Raw genomic sequence first — 15,704 nt, 5'->3', positions numbered from 1 at the left:
AAAATTAATCACAGACATGTTTTAAAAGGGTTTTTATTTTATAAAAAACTCAATCAAACTTTCTACACAATCCATACATACAAAAAAATACAAACAAAGGCCGTCTGAAATGCTCTTTCAGACGGCCTTTTGAATTTAACCCTCGCTTGAATTTATATTGTTGGCGCTTGTTTTTTGGTATGATGTTTCCTTGATTCTTTTATATCAGCCTCGAGTTTGCTATGTCTGTCTATACCAGTGTTTCCGACGCTCAAATGCGTGATTTCCTACTGCAATATGATTTAGGAGATTTTGTTTCTTTGCAGGGGATTGCTCAAGGAATTACTAATAGTAATTATTTTTTAACTACTTCAACCGGTCGTTATGTATTGACTGTTTTTGAGGTTTTAAAATCAGATGAACTGCCTTTCTTTTTAGAACTCAACCAGCATTTGAGTCTGAATGGTGTTGCCTGCGCTGCTCCGATTACTCGTAAAGATGGCGGACTGCATTCTATTTTGGCCGGAAAACCGGCTTGTTTGGTTACTTGTTTGAATGGTTCTGATACTGGCTGGCCAACTGAAGCTCAATGCTTCCATACCGGTGCTATGCTGGCCAAAATGCATTTAGCCGGCCAAGACTTTCCTTTAAAAATGAAAAATCCTCGTTATGATGACTGGTGGCATGATGCCTGTACTCAGTTGCTACCTGTTTTAGATTCCGAAGATGCCGCACTGCTTCAATCTGAAATTACTGCTTTAGATGAAAATCTAGGAGAGCATTTGCCTTCCGGTATTATCCATGCCGATTTATTTAAGGACAACGTATTACTTAATGGAGATGAAGTTTCCGGCTTTATCGACTTCTATTATGCGTGTAACGGTAATTTCATGTACGACCTGGCAATTGCGGTTAACGATTGGGCACGAACAGCTGATAACAAATTAGACCCTGCCCTTTATGATGCCTTTATCCACGGCTATGAAAGCGTACGTCCATTATCTGATGAAGAATGCGCGTATTTCCCTACTGCACAAAGAGCCGGATGTATTCGTTTCTGGGTATCTCGTCTGCTCGATTTCCATTTCCCTCAATCAGGAGAAATGACGTTTATTAAAGATCCAAATGCATTTAGAGATCTATTATTGAGTCTTAAATAATATATAGATAAAAGGCCGTCTGAAATTCAGACGGCCTTTTATCTAATGCCCTCCCCCGCCGGAACCGCTAAACGGAGGTCTTGCCAACCAAATAATGGGGATCATGCTGATGAATATGATACTGCCTGCCAAGAAGATTTCATTTGAACCAATAATAAAGCCTTGTTGTGAAATGGTACTATTTATCGCATCCAGGGCTTGCTCTTTGCTCAGTCCATTGACCATCATGCCTTGAATAGATTGGTTGCTGATTGAGGACAATAAATTAATATGTTCGGTCAGTTGAGTATGGTGCAGAGCTTCGCGTCGTTCCCACATGGTGCTGACAACAGATACTCCGACACCGCCCATAAAGACACGCAAGAAATTAGACAGGCTACTTGCCGAGGCAATTTGGTTGCCTTTCATATGCGACAAGGTAATACTGGTCAAAGGCAGGAAGAACATGGCTACGCCTAAACCCTGCCAAAACTGCGGCCAAACGACGTTGCTCATATCCATACCGGCATAGAAATCGGTTCGCCAATGGAATGTGTAGGCAAACACCAAGAAGCTGGCGCTGACAAACAGACGCATATCGACGCGATTACCAAACTTACCGATAATCGGCGACAGAATAATCGGCAGGAAGCCCACCGGTGCAGCAGCTAGGCCGGCCCAAGTAGCGGTATAGCCGAGATTTGATTGCAACACTAAAGGCAGCAGGGTCAATGTGCCCATATAGACCATGAAGCCCAACGATGTAGCAACGACGCCTATTGTGAAGTTTCTATTTTTAAACAATGACAAATCGACAATCGGGTATTTCTCGCCCAGCTCCCAAACAATAAAATATGTCAGAAACACCAAAGCGGTAACGCCCAAAACGATAATCTCTCCCGAGGCAAACCAGTCCAATTCCTTGCCCCTATCCAACATCATTTGTAATGCGCCGATACCGACGATCATCAACACCAGCCCAACATAATCGATTGGCGCCCTGACGATTTCAGTTTCCCTGTGTCTAAGCTGTTTCCAAGAAATAGTTGCAGACAAAATCCCGATCGGGATATTGATAAAGAAAATCCATCCCCAATGCCAGTTGTCCGAGATCCAACCGCCCAAAATCGGCCCCAATACAGGGGCAACAACGACGGTCATCGCCCATAAGGCCAGTGCCAATGTTCGTTTTTCAGGCGGATAGGAAGCCATCAACAGGCTTTGGGACAAGGGAATCAATGGCCCGGCGATGAAGCCTTGCAATACACGGAAAAAAACCAAGGCTTGAAGATTATGTGCAATGCCACACAGCCATGACGTTACGACAAACCCGATCACAGCGGCGATAAAGATTTTGACCTCGCCAAACCGCTTGGCCAAAAAACCTGTCAGAGGAACGGAAATGGCATTGGCTACGGCAAATGAGGTAATCACCCAAGTCCCCTGCGTGGTAGCCGCACCCAAATCCCCTGCAATAACAGGCACGGCGACGTTGGCGATGGTGCTGTCCAAGACTTCCATAAATACGGCCAAGCTGAGCGCCAAAGTTGCCAACACCAGCTTAAACCCTTGTAACGGCGGATAATTCATATTTATAAACTATAAGACAACCGCCAAAGCGGTCGATTGAAGAGAATCAATATTTCAGACGGCCTGAGCCTTCAATAAAAGACTCAGGCCGTCTGAAAAGATTATTTTGCGTATTGTTCGAAGATTTTATCGACTAAAGCATCGGCGGCTTTCCAATCCACACTTTCCGTTTCCGGCAATGCAGTATTTTGTTCCGCTTCGGCAGTCATGGCTTTACCGCTGCCCTTCTCGGCAATATCGACTTTAACAGTCATCGACAAACCGACACGGAGCGGATTTTGTTGCAATTCTTTAGCATCCAAACTGATACGCACCGGCACACGTTGCACAACTTTAATCCAGTTGCCCGTTGCATTTTGCGCCGGCAGTAATGAGAACGCACTACCCGTACCTGCCGACAAACCCATTACCTTGCCATGGTAAACCACTTTACTGCCGTACAAATCGGCTGTCATTTCAACAGGCTGGCCGATTTTCATTTTGCGCAGTTGCGATTCTTTAAAGTTGGCATCCACCCACAATTCAGACAGGGGCACAACAGCCATCATCGGCGTACCTTGTGCGATACGTTGGCCGACTTGGACATTGCGTTTGGCAATTTGGCCGCTGATCGGCGAACGGATTTGCGTACGTTGCAAATTCAGCCAGGCGTCTTTGATGTGGCTGATGGCCGTCTGAACTGCCGGTTGTTGGCGCAGAGGAATATTGTTGCCCAACGCTGCCTGAGCAGAAACTTCTTCCGCCTCAACCGCTTTCACTGCAGCCTGAGCCTGAACCACAGCGGCACGGGCATGGCTGAGTTCTTCACCGGAAACCGCTTCCGTACCTGCCAAAGATTCACGGCGGCGCAAATCGGCTTGTACACGGGCCAAATCGGCTTTGCGCAACAACACTTGCGCTTTGGCTTTAGAATTGACCGCAGCTTGCTGCTTGTTTTGACGAATGGCCTGAATCAATTCATTTTGCGCACGATCGTATGCCAGCTGAAAATCGCTGTCGTCCAAAGCCACCAACACATCGCCTTTTTTCACGACATCCGTATCGTCATACATGACTTTGCGCACCGTGCCGTTCACCTGCGGCGTAATCATCACCAAATGACCGGCCACATAAGCATCTTCCGTTTCTTCTTCATGCTGCCAAAACAGGAAATACGCCAAAGCAACTCCTGCTGCCGCAATAAGGAATAGAAGCGTAACGATAACCAAATTGCGTTTGCGATGCGTTTTAGCGCCGGAAGCGGCTACTTCCGGTTCTTTTTGGACATTATTTTTTTCTGATTGAGTATCCATAAGTCCCAACTTTAATTCTGCACATGTGATAACGATATTATTGTCTTGCTGGGCGCTGACTTATACCATCAGTCCCCAATACGCGCGTTTAACGCGCTAAAGGGTCATATTCTATAGTTACACTTTATTCATTACAATAATTTCTTCCGGTAGCAAATGTAAATAAGGTAAGCAAAAGGCCGTCTGAAATCACTTTCAGACGGCCTGCGTTTTAATAAAACGTCTATTTCTGATTTAATTTAAAGCCTCCGCCCAACTGGGCATTGAGGTTACTCCAAGCTGTCAGATATTCTGCATGGTATTGAACCGCAGACATTTTCGTACGCACAGCTTCGTCTTGTTTTTGCAAAGCGGTCAAGCCGTTATCCAAACCTGCACGAACACGTCCTTTCGCATTTTGTACAGATTTATCCGCGATATTGACCATCTTATTCCAAGTATCTTGTCGGCTTTTCAGGCTTTGATAGTCGACTACAGCATCTGCCGCCGAACGCATGGCATTCAAAACAGTTTGGTCATACACGGCAACCTGCTCGTTATATTGGGCACGTTTGCCCGCCAATTTCGATTGCAGCGCCCCGGAAGTAAATAATGGCAGATTCAAAGCCGGAACGATGCCCAACATACCGGAAGTTCGTCCGCGAATCAGATTGAACGCATCAATGTGCGTCATACCTGCCAAAACTTTCAACTCGATATTTGGGTAAAACTCTGCTTCGGTCGATTTGACGATATGCCATTTCTCTTCAAGCAAAGCTTTTTGCGCCGCGATATCGGGGCGGGCCGCCAGCAAATCCGCTTCGATACGGCTAACCGGCAATGACGGCACAGCCGCCATTTTTTCCGGAACCTGTCCATTCAATGCACCCGGTATACGGCCAGTCAATACAGCCAGACTGTTGCGGATTTTCTCATTTTTCTGAGTCCATGCCGATTTTTCAAGCTGCAATTGTTGTTGCGCCATTTCCAGAGCGTGCAAGGCATCGGCAGGAGCCAGCTGCGCTTTAACGCGTTGTTGCATCAGTTTCAATGCTTTATCCGCCAGCTCTATGCGCGTATCCAGTAAAGCCAGTTGTTCTGTTGCCATCTGCCACGCAAAATATTGGGCGGCTACGGCGTGAGCCAACTCGGTGTGGATATGATGCGCTTCATACACCGTAGCCCTGCTTTTTCCCAAAACAGCTTGAATCTGCTCTCGGTTTTTACCCCAAAAGTCGAAAACCAAGCTGCCTTGTAAAGCTGCGTGCGCCAAAACCAATGTATGGTCGGTATCGACCATACCGGCTTGAGGTTTGGGTGAAACATAGGTACCAATACCAGTTACACCCAAGCCGACTTGCGGTTTGTTTGCGGCTCCTACAACGCCCAGCTGCGCCTGAGCCTGCTCAAACCTTGCCTTGACGACACGCAGATTGGTAGACGTCTGAATCGCGGAAGCAATCAAATTGTTTAATTTTTTATCTTTCAGCTTCATCCACCAGCCGTCTTGGGCAGTAGCGGCAGATTGGCCTTGCGGCAGCGGATAGGCTGTTGTCTCATCCAAAGGCGACTGTTTACCGAACGGCGCACATGCCGCCAACAGCGAAACAGCGGCAACGCATACGCTTGATTTGACCAAACCTAATTTCATACAGACTCCGTTTATGTGTGCCTGCCGCAGACCATCAGGCCGTCTGTTGTTAATTGCCCAAACGGTTCAACAGCTTACCCAATAGGTGTTGCAGCGTATCATAATCCTCTTTCGTGAAATCTTCCCACGCCTGGCCGCTCTGACGGGCAATTTGCGGCCATACTTCGTGGATGAAGGTCTCACCTGAAGGGGTCAATTTTAGCACAATCTGACGGCGGTCTTTTTGATTGATATAACGCTCTACCCAGCCGCGCTCAACCATGTCGTCCGACAGGCGTGTCGCACTGGTACGCGTCAAGTCCATCAGGTCGCTCAAGCGCGAAGGCAGGATTTCGCTGTTTGGGCTGACGTAAACCGCCATCAGGGAAAACCACAGGTTTTCATTGATGCCGAACGCTTTCAGGTTTTCGTTCAAATGGCTGCTCAAACGTTCGGTTACAATGCGCAACATGCGGGATACTTGGTTTTGCTGCTCTGGAAACTGCGGCAGACGGGTAGAAAGCAAACGCATTGCGTTGACTAATTCGGTTTGTGAAAAACTCATAAATTCCTTCTTTCTGAGTGAATTATTTTATTCGATATCAATCAAAATATGATGTAATAATTTACTTTAAGATACCAATCACTTACTTTAAGACGTTATACTGATTCAGATGATTATTTTAGTGTATGAAAATCTGATAATCGGTTACATGCTCCTACTAAACGGGGTTTTCTATGCCTAAATCATGAAAATTCGACCATAAAAAGGCCGTCTGAAACCTTGATGACAACTTTCAGACGGCCTCCATAACGGATTAAAATAAGCTTTTCCACTTGTACCGGATTCAAACCATGAACACTTCCGCCTTTTTCCCCCATATCACCCTTATCGGTGTCGGTTTAATCGGCGGATCGTTCATGCTCGATCTCAAACGCTTGGGACTGGTGCAAACCGTTACCGGCATCGATACCAATGCCGACAACCTCAATTACGCACTCGAATGCGGCATCATTGACCATGCCTATCCGAATATTTGCGCCGAAAGCATTAGCAATGCCGATTTGGTTTTGATTGCTACGCCTGTCTCCGTCCTGCCTGACGTATGCCGCGACATCAAGCCCTTCTTAAAAGACACTGCCTGCGTTTCCGATGTCGGCAGTACCAAACAATCGGCACTCAATGCCTTCCGCACCCACTTATCCGACCGCCTGCCGCAATGTTTTGCCGCCCACCCGATTGCCGGCTCGGATCAAAGCGGCGCAAAATCCGCGCGTTGCGGCTTGTTTCAAAACAGCCGACTTATCATTACGCTACACGGACAAGAGGTTTCAGACGGCCTGAGACGGCTAAAAAGCCTGTGGCAGGCGGTTGGTTCGCAAATTTCAACCATGAGCGCCGAAGAACACGACAATATTTTTGCCGCCGTTTCCCACTTGCCGCACTTGGCCGCCTTTGCCTATGTCCACGCTTTGGTTGACCATCCGCACGGCAAAGACTACCTCCCCTATGCCGCCACCGGCTTTCGCGACTTTACCCGCATCGCTTCCAGCCATCCTGCCGTTTGGACCGACATCTGCATGGCCAACCGCCCTGCCCTGCTCAAACTGACCAGCGATTTAAAAGAACAATTATCCAAATTGGAACAGCTCCTTTCAGACGGCAACAAAACCGAGCTTTACCGCTATTTTGAAGAAGCCGCACAAATGCGTAATGACTGGCTGAAAAACCGTTAAACATGTTTTCAGACGGCCTGATACCTTCCCAGTTAAAATCTTCATCACAATAAAAAGGGCATCTGTTTAGAAGATGCCCTTTTAGATTTCTTACGACTTCAACGTTTCACTCAGTCTTTCAAACGGAACTCAGCCGCTCTGGCGTGCGCGGTCAAGCTTTCGCCATGCGCCAACACGCTGGCGGTTTTGCCCAACTTCTGCGCCCCTTGTTCTGAAACCTGAATCAGACTGGAGCGTTTTTGGAAGTCATATGTTCCCAAAGGAGAAGAGAAACGCGCCGTGCGGCTGGTCGGTAAAACGTGGTTGGGGCCTGCGCAATAGTCGCCAAGGCTTTCACTGGTATAGCGTCCCATGAAAATCGCACCGGCGTGGCGGATTTTTTTCGCCCACTCTTGCGGATTTTCGACCGACAGTTCTAAGTGTTCGGGAGAAATATAGTTGGCGATTTCGCAGGCTTCGTCCAAATCTTTAGCCAAAATCATTGCGCCTCGGTTGCCCAATGAAGCTTCAATAATCGCACGGCGTGGCATGGTTTCAATCAAGCGGTTCATGGCCGTCTGAACTTCGTCCAAATACGCTTGAGAAGTACCAATCAAAATCGCTTGTGCAATTTCATCGTGTTCCGCCTGACTGAACAAATCCATGGCCACCCAATCGGCAGGCGTCGTACCATCGGCAATCACCAAAATTTCAGACGGCCCTGCCACCATATCGATGCCGACCACGCCGAACACGCGTCGTTTTGCCGCAGCGACAAAGGCATTGCCCGGGCCGGTAATCTTATCGACTTGAGGCACAGATTCCGTACCATAAGCCAAAGCCGCAACCGCCTGCGCTCCGCCGACCGTAAACACTTTGGTTACACCGGCCACAAAAGCAGCCGCCAACACGATATCGTTGCGCTCGCCTTTCGGAGTGGGAACGACCATGATGATTTCTTTCACGCCGGCAACGTGGGCAGGCATGGCGTTCATGATGACGGAACTTGGATAAGCGGCTTTACCGCCCGGAACATAAATACCGACACGGTCAAGCGGCGTAATCTGTTGACCCAAAAGCGTGCCGTCTTCGTCTTCGTAAGTCCACGACTCCATTTTTTGGTGTTTATGGTAGCTTTCCACACGTCGCGCGGCCGTTTTCAAGGCCGTCTGAATGTTTTCGGGCAAACGCTCAAACGCAGACTGCAAATCGTCTTGCGTCAAGATTAAATCGTCGATGGTTTGAGCGGATGTACCGTCGAAGCGGTTGGTGTATTCAATCAGCGCCGCATCGCCGCGTTTTTGAACATCGGCACAGATGTCGGCAACAATACGGTCGATTTCAGGGTTTTGCGCGGTTTCAAAAGCAAGCAGTGCTTTGAGTTCAGCTTGAAAATCAGGGGATTGGGTGTCGAGTTTCTTCATGGTTTGCTCTCTTCCTTTTTTCGTTCCTATTGTTTTCAGACGGCCTCAGCCACACACATGCCGTCTGAACATTATCTTTTCAAAAAACCTTTTTTCTGCAAAAACGCCAACATATGCGGCCGCACAGGATCGCCCAAGGTTTTGGCCAGCGATTCTTTCCAAGGTATCGGGCTGCCCTTGCGTAACTCATAATAATCCGCCACTGCCTGATTATAGGCTTCAACCGCCTCGGCATTCAGGCTCGGACAGGTGTTTTCGGCATAGACCATTTCCTTAGGCAGGCGCGGTTTGAGCGGTGGGTCTTGGTCGGGATAACCGAGGCACAACCCCACCAAAGGCACGCAATAATCCGGCAAGTTCAACACGTCCGACACTTTTTGCGCATCATTGCGCAACGCGCCGATATACACGCCGCCCAGCCCAAGCGATTCGGCGGCAAGCAATACGTTTTGCGCCATAATGCCTGCATCGACCGCGCCAATCAGGGTGACTTCCGCCCAATCAATTTGCGCATCAAGAAACATCGCCTTGTGTTTGGAAAAATCGATGCAAAACAATAAAAATTCCGCACAATGGACAATATAAGGGGCGCTTCCTGCCGCTTCATGTATCCCCTGCCTCAGCGCAAGATCGGATACGCGGATGATGGAAACGCATTGCAGGTTGTTGGAAGTCGAAGCCTGCTGTCCGGCGCGAACCAGCGTATCGAGGATTTCATCTGCAATCGGTTCGGAAGTAAACCTGCGGATGGAACGATGGGAAAGAATCGTATCGAGTGTCGGTTTGCTTTGCATCATGACGGGGCTTTCAAACTGGGTTGGCAGACAGTTTTTGCCAAAAACTTTTCAGACGGCCTTGGCGGCATTTTCAAATGCCTGAATAATCGGATTCAACAGCGCATATTTGGTTTTCAACGCCGCCTTGTTGACCACCAAGCGGCTGGAAATATCAGCCACATGTTCCACAGCTTCCAAACCATTGGCCTTCAATGTATTGCCGCTCGAAACCAAATCGACAATCGCGTCGCTCAAACCGACCAAAGGCGCAAGCTCCATCGAGCCGTACAGTTTGATGATGTCCACATGCACACCCTTGTCGGCAAAGTGTTCGGCGGCGATGTCGGGATATTTGGTGGCAATCCGCAAGCGGCTGCCGGGTTTGGACGCGGCGGCGTAATCAAAACCTTTTTTAACTGCAACCATCATGCGGCATGAGGCGATGTACAAATCCAAAGGTTGATACAGGCCATCTCCGCCATGCTCGATCAACACATCCTTACCGGCAATACCGAAATCCGCCGCACCATATTGCACATAAGTCGGCACGTCGGTCGCGCGTACAATTACCAAACGGATGTTGTTATGATTCGTGCCAATAATCAGCTTGCGCGACTTTTCCGGCTCTTCCGCAGGCACAATACCGGCGGCAGCTAACAGCGGCAGGGTTTCCTCAAAAATTCGCCCCTTAGATAAAGCAATCGTTAAAAGTGTGTCGGTCATTTTTTTCTTCTCCTTTGCCATATCAAAAGCAAGAAGGCCGTCTGAAATCTACAACCCATTTCAGACGGCCTTAACTACGGTTTTACAATAAAGTTTTCACATCAGCCGCAATCGTTTCCGGCTCGCTGCCATAAGGCGAGAAAATCGCCACTTCACCGTTTTTATCAATCAAATATGCACCTGAAGAGTGGTCGACCAAATAGTTTTCGCTGTCTTCTTTTTGGTTGACTTTAGCCGATACCACACGGTATTGCTGTTTGATGACAGGCAGGCTTTGATCGCCGGTTGCCGTCAGGCCGATAAAATCAGGGTTGAACTGTTTGGCGTATTTGCCGATTACCTCAGGCGTATCGCGCTCAGGGTCGATGCTGACAAATACTACTTTCACGTCTTTAGCCTGATCGCCCAATTGTTTCAACGTGTCGCTGTAAGTCAGCAACTCGGTTGGGCATACATCAGGACAGTGGGTATAACCGAAAGACAGGATAACCACTTTGCCTTTCAAATCGCTCAGGCTGAAAGGTTTGCCGTCGCCATCGGTCAATGTGAAATCGCCGCCAATGTCTTCTTTGCGCATATCGGTACCGCGAGCTTGCACTTTGGGCGCAGACTCACCGGAAGCAGCAGGCGCAGCAGAAGCGGCAGGTGTCGAAGAAGCCTCTTTGGCCTCCTCTTTAGGCTGACAAGCAGCTAGAGCAGCCAACGCAAAAGCACTGAGTAGGAAAGTTCGTGTAACGGAAAGCATAAATTTTCTCCAAAACCGTTTCAAATAAGTGCGGCCAAATAACTGCCCGGCCGATATAAAAACAAAACATCTTCATATTAACGCGTTTGACACATTAAATATAGCCCTTTTTGCAGGTAAATACTGCTTTTTTTGTTTTAAAATCTGCCTTCCATTTAGATAACCATCAAACACAAAAAGTTTAATTTATTAAAAATCAAACAAATATAAAAATAATCCAATTTTTTTTTCAATTACTGCTTTACAAGATTTGAGAACTCGCTATAATGACGACTTCTTCGCTAGCCCAGGTGGCGAAATTGGTAGACGCAGGGGACTCAAAATCCCCCGCCGCAAGGTGTGTCGGTTCGAGTCCGACCCTGGGCACCAAATTAAAAAACCTCTTGATTCAGTCAAGAGGTTTTTTGCTATTTATCATTTGCAAAAACCTTCTCCTTACTCAAACTGTCAACAATCCACCCACATCAAACTCAATAAAACTGTTTTTTTATTTCTTTAAAATCAAAAGATAATCTATTTTTACTCCTTAAACGTTAAAAGATGAAAGATTTTGTCTTGCTTGTACAGTCGGATTGCGTTATCGTTTCTACTCTTTTTCACAAACTCTGTGTTTCTTCCCAATTGCTTGGATAGTCTGACTGTCATCGTATTCCCTCAGTGCGCGTACCCTAAATCGCTGCTTGGTGGAATTGCATTACAGGTGCTGTGGTGAGGCGGATTGTTCCTATTGGTTTGAAACCATATAAAAGAGGTCAATATGCAATTATCTGGCGCACAAATCATCGTGCAAAGTCTCAAAGCCGAAGGTGTCGAGTATGTATTCGGCTATCCGGGCGGCGCGGTTATCGAAATCTACGATGCCCTTTTCCAACTCAATAAATTCAAGCACATCCTGGTTCGCCACGAGCAGGCGGCCGTACATGCGGCAGATGCTTATGCCCGTGTCAGCGGCAAAGTCGGCGTTGCCTTGGTGACTTCCGGCCCAGGCGTGACCAATGCGCTGACCGGTATCGCCACTGCTTACAGCGACTCCATTCCGTTGGTAGTCATCAGCGGCCAGGTGGGCAACTCCCTTATCGGGACAGACGCATTCCAAGAAGTGGATACAGTCGGCATTACCCGCCCTTGTGTCAAACACAATTTCTTGGTAACCAATATCGCTGAGTTGGCAGACACCATCAAAAAAGCTTTCCAAATCGCCGCAAGCGGCCGTCCGGGTCCCGTTGTTGTTGATGTTCCTAAAGATGTCACCCAAGCGATGGCTAAATTCAGCTATCCGCAAGAAGACATCTTCATCCGCTCTTACCAACCGGTTGTACAAGGCCACATCGGTCAAATCAAAAAAGCCGTACAAATGCTGGCTTCCGCCAAACGCCCTATTGTTTACTTTGGCGGCGGTGTGGTTTTGGGCAATGCCTCTGAGGAAATGACCAAATTTGTCCGCATGATCGGCGCTCCTTGTACCGGTACATTGATGGGCTTGGGTGCATACCCTTCCAGCGACCGCCAATTCTTAGGCATGTTGGGCATGCACGGTACTTACGAAGCCAACCTCGCCATGCAGAATGCAGACGTTGTACTGGCAATCGGTGCGCGCTTTGATGACCGCGTGATTTCCGTACCGTCCAAATTCTTTGAAAAAGCCAAAAAAATTATTCATATCGACGTTGACCCGTCCAGCATTGCCAAACGCGTCAAAGTGGATATCCCGATTGTCGGCGACGTGAAAAACGTATTGTCCGAAATGATTCAATTGTGGGGCAAACAAGAATCTGCACCTGCAGCCGACTCATTGGATAAATGGTGGAAAAGCATTGAAGAATGGCGTTCGCGCAACTGCCTGTGGTTTGATAATGAAAGCGAAATCATCAAACCGCAATACGTCATTCAAAAACTAGCCGAAATCACCAATAATTCTGCCATCATCACCTCCGACGTCGGTCAACACCAAATGTTTACCGCTCAATATTACCCATTCGAGCGTCCTCGCCAATGGCTCAATTCCGGCGGTTTAGGCACAATGGGCGTCGGCTTGCCATATGCCATCGGTGCGAAACTGGCTGCTCCTGATCAAGATGTATTCTGTATCACCGGCGAAGGCTCGATTCAGATGAACATCCAAGAGCTGTCAACCTGCTTCCAATACCGCGTTCCGGTTAACGTCGTTACCCTGAACAACGGCTATCTCGGCATGGTTCGCCAATGGCAGGAACTGTATTACGGCAACCGCGAATCGGAAACCTATTTCGATTCCCTGCCCGATTTCGTCAAACTGGCTGAAGCATACGGACACATTGGCATCCGTGTGGACAAAAAATCCGATGTTGAAGGCGCGCTTTTGGAAGCAGTCAAACAAAAAGACCGTTTGGTATTTATGGACTTCTTGACCGACAAGAAACAAAACGTGCTGCCCATGGTCGGCAACGGCAAAGGCTTGGACGAGATGGTTCTGCCGCCGCATATGCGCGAAACATTGTCAGCGTAAGGAGAGAAAAATGCGACATATCTTATCTATTCTGATGGAAAACGAATCAGGTGCGATGAGCCGTGTGGTAGGTTTGTTCTCCGCACGCGATTACAATATCGACTCCTTGGCTGTTGCACCAACCGAAGACAAAACCTTGTCTCGCATGACCATCGTTACCCATGGCGACGAACACGTTATCGAGCAAATCACCAAACAGCTCAACAAACTGATTGAAGTTATCAAAGTGGTCGATTTGAACGAAAGCCGTTTTGTCGAACGCGAGCTGATGTTGGTAAAAGTCCGCGCCGTAGGTAAAGACCGTGACGAATTCCTGCGATTGACCGAAATCTACCGTGGCAGCGTCATTGACGTAACAGACCGCAGCTACACCATCGAAATCACAGGTTCTACCGAAAAACTCGACTCTTTCCTCGAAACAGTCGGTCGTGCTCAAATTTTGGAAACCGTACGCACAGGCGCAGCCGGTATCGGTCGTGGCGAGCGTATTTTGAAAATTTAACGCTGTATCGTTCAGACGGCCTTTTACTTTCTACAAAGGCCGTCTGAAAAACAGTAGGAGACAAATATGTCAAGCATCCAAATCGTTGCATTAGTTACCGTCAAACCCGAATACACCGAGGCTCTGGCTGCCCAGTTAAAAGACTTGGTCAAAGCCAGCCGTGCAGAAGAAGGCAACATCAGCTACGACCTGCACCAAGAAATCGGCAAACCCAACCGTTTCGTATTCGTAGAAAGCTGGAAATCCCAAGCAGCTATTGACGAACACAATGCCAGCGAACATTTCCAAAACTTCGTCAAATCCATCGAAGGAAAAACCGAAGCATTGGAAATCGTCTTGATGAACCAAGTCCCCGCTTAAACCCCTATTACTTTTAACTCAACCCGGATTATCCGGAACCCTCTTACACTAAGGAAATAAAATGCAAGTTTATTACGATAAAGACGCTGACCTTTCTCTGATCAAAGGCAAAACCGTTGCCATCATCGGTTACGGTTCACAAGGTCACGCACACGCAGCAAACCTGAAAGATTCCGGCGTAAATGTCGTAATCGGTCTGCGCCAAGGCGGCTCTTGGAAAAAAGCCGAAGCAGCCGGCCACGACGTGCGCACCGTTGCTGAAGCAACCAAAGCAGCCGACGTTGTAATGATTCTGTTGCCTGACGAAAACCAACCTATCGTATACAAAAACGAAATCGAGCCTAACTTGAAAGAAGGCGCAGTATTGGCGTTTGCCCACGGCTTCAACGTACACTACAACCAAATCGTACCTCGCGCCGACCTCGACGTTATCATGATCGCCCCTAAAGGCCCAGGCCACACCGTACGCAGCGAATTCCTGAAAGGCGGCGGTGTACCTTCCCTGATCGCAGTTTACCAAGATAAAAGTGGCAAAGCCAAAGACATCGCCCTGTCTTACGCAGCAGCCAACGGCGGCACTAAAGGCGGCGTAATCGAAACCAACTTCCGCGAAGAAACCGAAACCGACCTCTTCGGCGAACAAGCCGTATTGTGCGGCGGTGTGGTCGAGTTGATTAAAACCGGCTTTGAAACCCTGACCGAAGCAGGCTACGCGCCCGAAATGGCCTATTTCGAGTGTCTGCACGAAATGAAGCTCATCGTTGACCTGATTTACGAAGGCGGCATCGCCAACATGAACTACTCCATTTCCAACAACGCGGAGTACGGCGAATACGTTACCGGCGTGGAAGTTATCAACGACAAATCGCGCGAGGCCATGCGCAACGCCTTGAAACGCATCCAAACCGGCGAATACGCCAAAATGTTCATCCAAGAAGGTGCCGTCAACTACGCCAGCATGACTGCCCGCCGCCGCCTGACTGCCGACCACCAAATCGAAAAAGTTGGCGCACAACTGCGTTCTATGATGCCTTGGATCGCTAAAAACAAACTGGTTGACCAAGACAAAAACTAATCTGTCTTTCAAACAAATGAAACCTGCCTGATTACTCAGGCAGGTTTTTATAATTTTAAAACCCAATACACTATAAATCTCACTCAACAAGGCCGTCTGAAGACAATATAAACGACATTTAAACTCCAACCTCAATGCCGTCTTTTATGATTCTCCTAAAATTTCCTTTTAAAAAAACATATTACGAAATAAACGACTATTTTCCATACCTACTCTGTCTGCAAAAAACAACGTTTCCCAACAAAATACGCCTAAAACAAGAGGAAAATTTGTTTTCTTAAGCCATAAC

At 47.9% G+C, this 15,704-nt stretch carries 14 protein-coding genes and 1 tRNA gene; 7 read left to right on the top strand and 8 right to left on the bottom strand.

The features are described 5' to 3' along the window. Nucleotides 1–221: 221 nt before the first annotated feature. Complete coding sequence (thrB, locus tag O3660_RS11220) at nt 222–1,139, top strand: homoserine kinase (RefSeq protein ID WP_049351641.1); 918 nt, start codon at nt 222–224, stop codon at nt 1,137–1,139. A gap of 42 nt (nt 1,140–1,181) precedes the next feature. Here the strand turns inward: thrB and O3660_RS11215 are convergent, their stop codons facing one another. The 4 genes from O3660_RS11215 to O3660_RS11200 form a co-directional block, all read right to left on the bottom strand. Further along, nucleotides 1,182–2,708, bottom strand: a complete 1,527-nt coding sequence (locus tag O3660_RS11215) for a DHA2 family efflux MFS transporter permease subunit (protein ID WP_049351642.1) — start codon at nt 2,706–2,708, stop codon at nt 1,182–1,184. A gap of 101 nt (nt 2,709–2,809) precedes the next feature. Then, nucleotides 2,810–4,000, bottom strand: coding sequence for an efflux RND transporter periplasmic adaptor subunit (locus tag O3660_RS11210; RefSeq protein ID WP_049351643.1), 1,191 nt, complete (start codon nt 3,998–4,000; stop codon nt 2,810–2,812). 223 nt (nt 4,001–4,223) lie between these two features. After that, entirely contained in the window at nt 4,224–5,630 is a 1,407-nt protein-coding gene (locus O3660_RS11205) for an efflux transporter outer membrane subunit (RefSeq protein WP_049351644.1), read from the bottom strand. A 49-nt stretch (nt 5,631–5,679) separates the two neighbouring features. After that, nucleotides 5,680–6,174 carry a MarR family transcriptional regulator gene (locus O3660_RS11200; protein ID WP_004521040.1) on the bottom strand — a complete coding sequence of 165 codons (495 nt, stop codon included), beginning with the start codon at nt 6,172–6,174 and terminating at the stop codon, nt 5,680–5,682. 290 nt (nt 6,175–6,464) lie between these two features. Between O3660_RS11200 and O3660_RS11195 the strand changes: the two genes are divergently transcribed. Next, nucleotides 6,465–7,346: a prephenate dehydrogenase gene (locus O3660_RS11195; RefSeq protein ID WP_049351645.1), complete on the top strand. Its 882-nt coding sequence runs from the start codon at nt 6,465–6,467 to the stop codon at nt 7,344–7,346. A 110-nt stretch (nt 7,347–7,456) separates the two neighbouring features. Here the strand turns inward: O3660_RS11195 and hisD are convergent, their stop codons facing one another. The 4 genes from hisD to O3660_RS11175 form a co-directional block, all read right to left on the bottom strand. After that, entirely contained in the window at nt 7,457–8,749 is a 1,293-nt protein-coding gene (gene hisD, locus O3660_RS11190) for a histidinol dehydrogenase (RefSeq protein WP_070825920.1), read from the bottom strand. 71 nt (nt 8,750–8,820) lie between these two features. Further along, a complete protein-coding gene (gene nfsA / locus O3660_RS11185; RefSeq protein WP_250601219.1) occupies nt 8,821–9,546 on the bottom strand; it encodes an oxygen-insensitive NADPH nitroreductase in 726 nt (241 codons plus the stop codon). A 48-nt stretch (nt 9,547–9,594) separates the two neighbouring features. Next, nucleotides 9,595–10,248: an ATP phosphoribosyltransferase gene (hisG, locus tag O3660_RS11180; RefSeq protein WP_371464988.1), complete on the bottom strand. Its 654-nt coding sequence runs from the start codon at nt 10,246–10,248 to the stop codon at nt 9,595–9,597. 82 nt (nt 10,249–10,330) lie between these two features. After that, on the bottom strand, nt 10,331–10,993 hold the full coding sequence (locus tag O3660_RS11175) for an SCO family protein (RefSeq protein WP_003680035.1): 663 nt from the start codon (nt 10,991–10,993) through the stop codon (nt 10,331–10,333). Between the two features lie 284 nt (nt 10,994–11,277). On the opposite strand from O3660_RS11175, the gene O3660_RS11170 reads away from it, so the two are divergent. The 5 genes from O3660_RS11170 (at nt 11,278) to ilvC (ending at nt 15,415) form a co-directional block, all read left to right on the top strand. Further along, nucleotides 11,278–11,362 (top strand) — tRNA-Leu (locus tag O3660_RS11170). Nucleotides 11,363–11,750: 388 nt separating this feature from the next. Further along, nucleotides 11,751–13,478: a biosynthetic-type acetolactate synthase large subunit gene (ilvB, locus tag O3660_RS11165; protein ID WP_049329575.1), complete on the top strand. Its 1,728-nt coding sequence runs from the start codon at nt 11,751–11,753 to the stop codon at nt 13,476–13,478. A 10-nt stretch (nt 13,479–13,488) separates the two neighbouring features. Next, on the top strand, nt 13,489–13,980 hold the full coding sequence (gene ilvN, locus O3660_RS11160; protein WP_003685820.1) for an acetolactate synthase small subunit: 492 nt from the start codon (nt 13,489–13,491) through the stop codon (nt 13,978–13,980). Nucleotides 13,981–14,046: 66 nt separating this feature from the next. Continuing rightward, nucleotides 14,047–14,340, top strand: coding sequence for a putative quinol monooxygenase (locus tag O3660_RS11155; RefSeq protein ID WP_049351648.1), 294 nt, complete (start codon nt 14,047–14,049; stop codon nt 14,338–14,340). A gap of 61 nt (nt 14,341–14,401) precedes the next feature. Then, the gene (ilvC, locus tag O3660_RS11150) at nt 14,402–15,415 is read left to right on the top strand and encodes a ketol-acid reductoisomerase (protein WP_003680040.1); all 1,014 of its coding nucleotides are present in this window, start codon (nt 14,402–14,404) and stop codon (nt 15,413–15,415) included. The last annotated feature ends 289 nt before the right edge of the window (nt 15,416–15,704 follow it).

The sequence above is a fragment of the Neisseria sp. 27098_8_139 genome (assembly GCF_041433195.1).
Lineage (GTDB): Bacteria > Pseudomonadota > Gammaproteobacteria > Burkholderiales > Neisseriaceae > Neisseria > Neisseria subflava.
Note: the sequence above shows the minus strand (reverse complement) of the source record. Positions and strands in the feature narration are given on the sequence as shown.

Excerpts from the sequence above, each read along its gene's own strand:
- ilvC (WP_003680040.1), top strand. The coding sequence starts at position 14,402 with ATGCAAGTTTATTACGATAAAGACGCTGACCTTTCTCTGATCAAAGGC.
- O3660_RS11210 (WP_049351643.1), bottom strand. The coding sequence starts at position 4,000 with ATGGATACTCAATCAGAAAAAAATAATGTCCAAAAAGAACCGGAAGTA.
- O3660_RS11200 (WP_004521040.1), bottom strand. The coding sequence starts at position 6,174 with ATGAGTTTTTCACAAACCGAATTAGTCAACGCAATGCGTTTGCTTTCT.
- ilvN (WP_003685820.1), top strand. The coding sequence starts at position 13,489 with ATGCGACATATCTTATCTATTCTGATGGAAAACGAATCAGGTGCGATG.
- ilvB (WP_049329575.1), top strand. The coding sequence starts at position 11,751 with ATGCAATTATCTGGCGCACAAATCATCGTGCAAAGTCTCAAAGCCGAA.
- thrB (WP_049351641.1), top strand. The coding sequence starts at position 222 with ATGTCTGTCTATACCAGTGTTTCCGACGCTCAAATGCGTGATTTCCTA.
- hisG (WP_371464988.1), bottom strand. The coding sequence starts at position 10,248 with ATGACCGACACACTTTTAACGATTGCTTTATCTAAGGGGCGAATTTTT.
- O3660_RS11155 (WP_049351648.1), top strand. The coding sequence starts at position 14,047 with ATGTCAAGCATCCAAATCGTTGCATTAGTTACCGTCAAACCCGAATAC.
- hisD (WP_070825920.1), bottom strand. The coding sequence starts at position 8,749 with ATGAAGAAACTCGACACCCAATCCCCTGATTTTCAAGCTGAACTCAAA.
- O3660_RS11205 (WP_049351644.1), bottom strand. The coding sequence starts at position 5,630 with ATGAAATTAGGTTTGGTCAAATCAAGCGTATGCGTTGCCGCTGTTTCG.
- nfsA (WP_250601219.1), bottom strand. The coding sequence starts at position 9,546 with ATGATGCAAAGCAAACCGACACTCGATACGATTCTTTCCCATCGTTCC.
- O3660_RS11195 (WP_049351645.1), top strand. The coding sequence starts at position 6,465 with ATGAACACTTCCGCCTTTTTCCCCCATATCACCCTTATCGGTGTCGGT.
- O3660_RS11175 (WP_003680035.1), bottom strand. The coding sequence starts at position 10,993 with ATGCTTTCCGTTACACGAACTTTCCTACTCAGTGCTTTTGCGTTGGCT.
- O3660_RS11215 (WP_049351642.1), bottom strand. The coding sequence starts at position 2,708 with ATGAATTATCCGCCGTTACAAGGGTTTAAGCTGGTGTTGGCAACTTTG.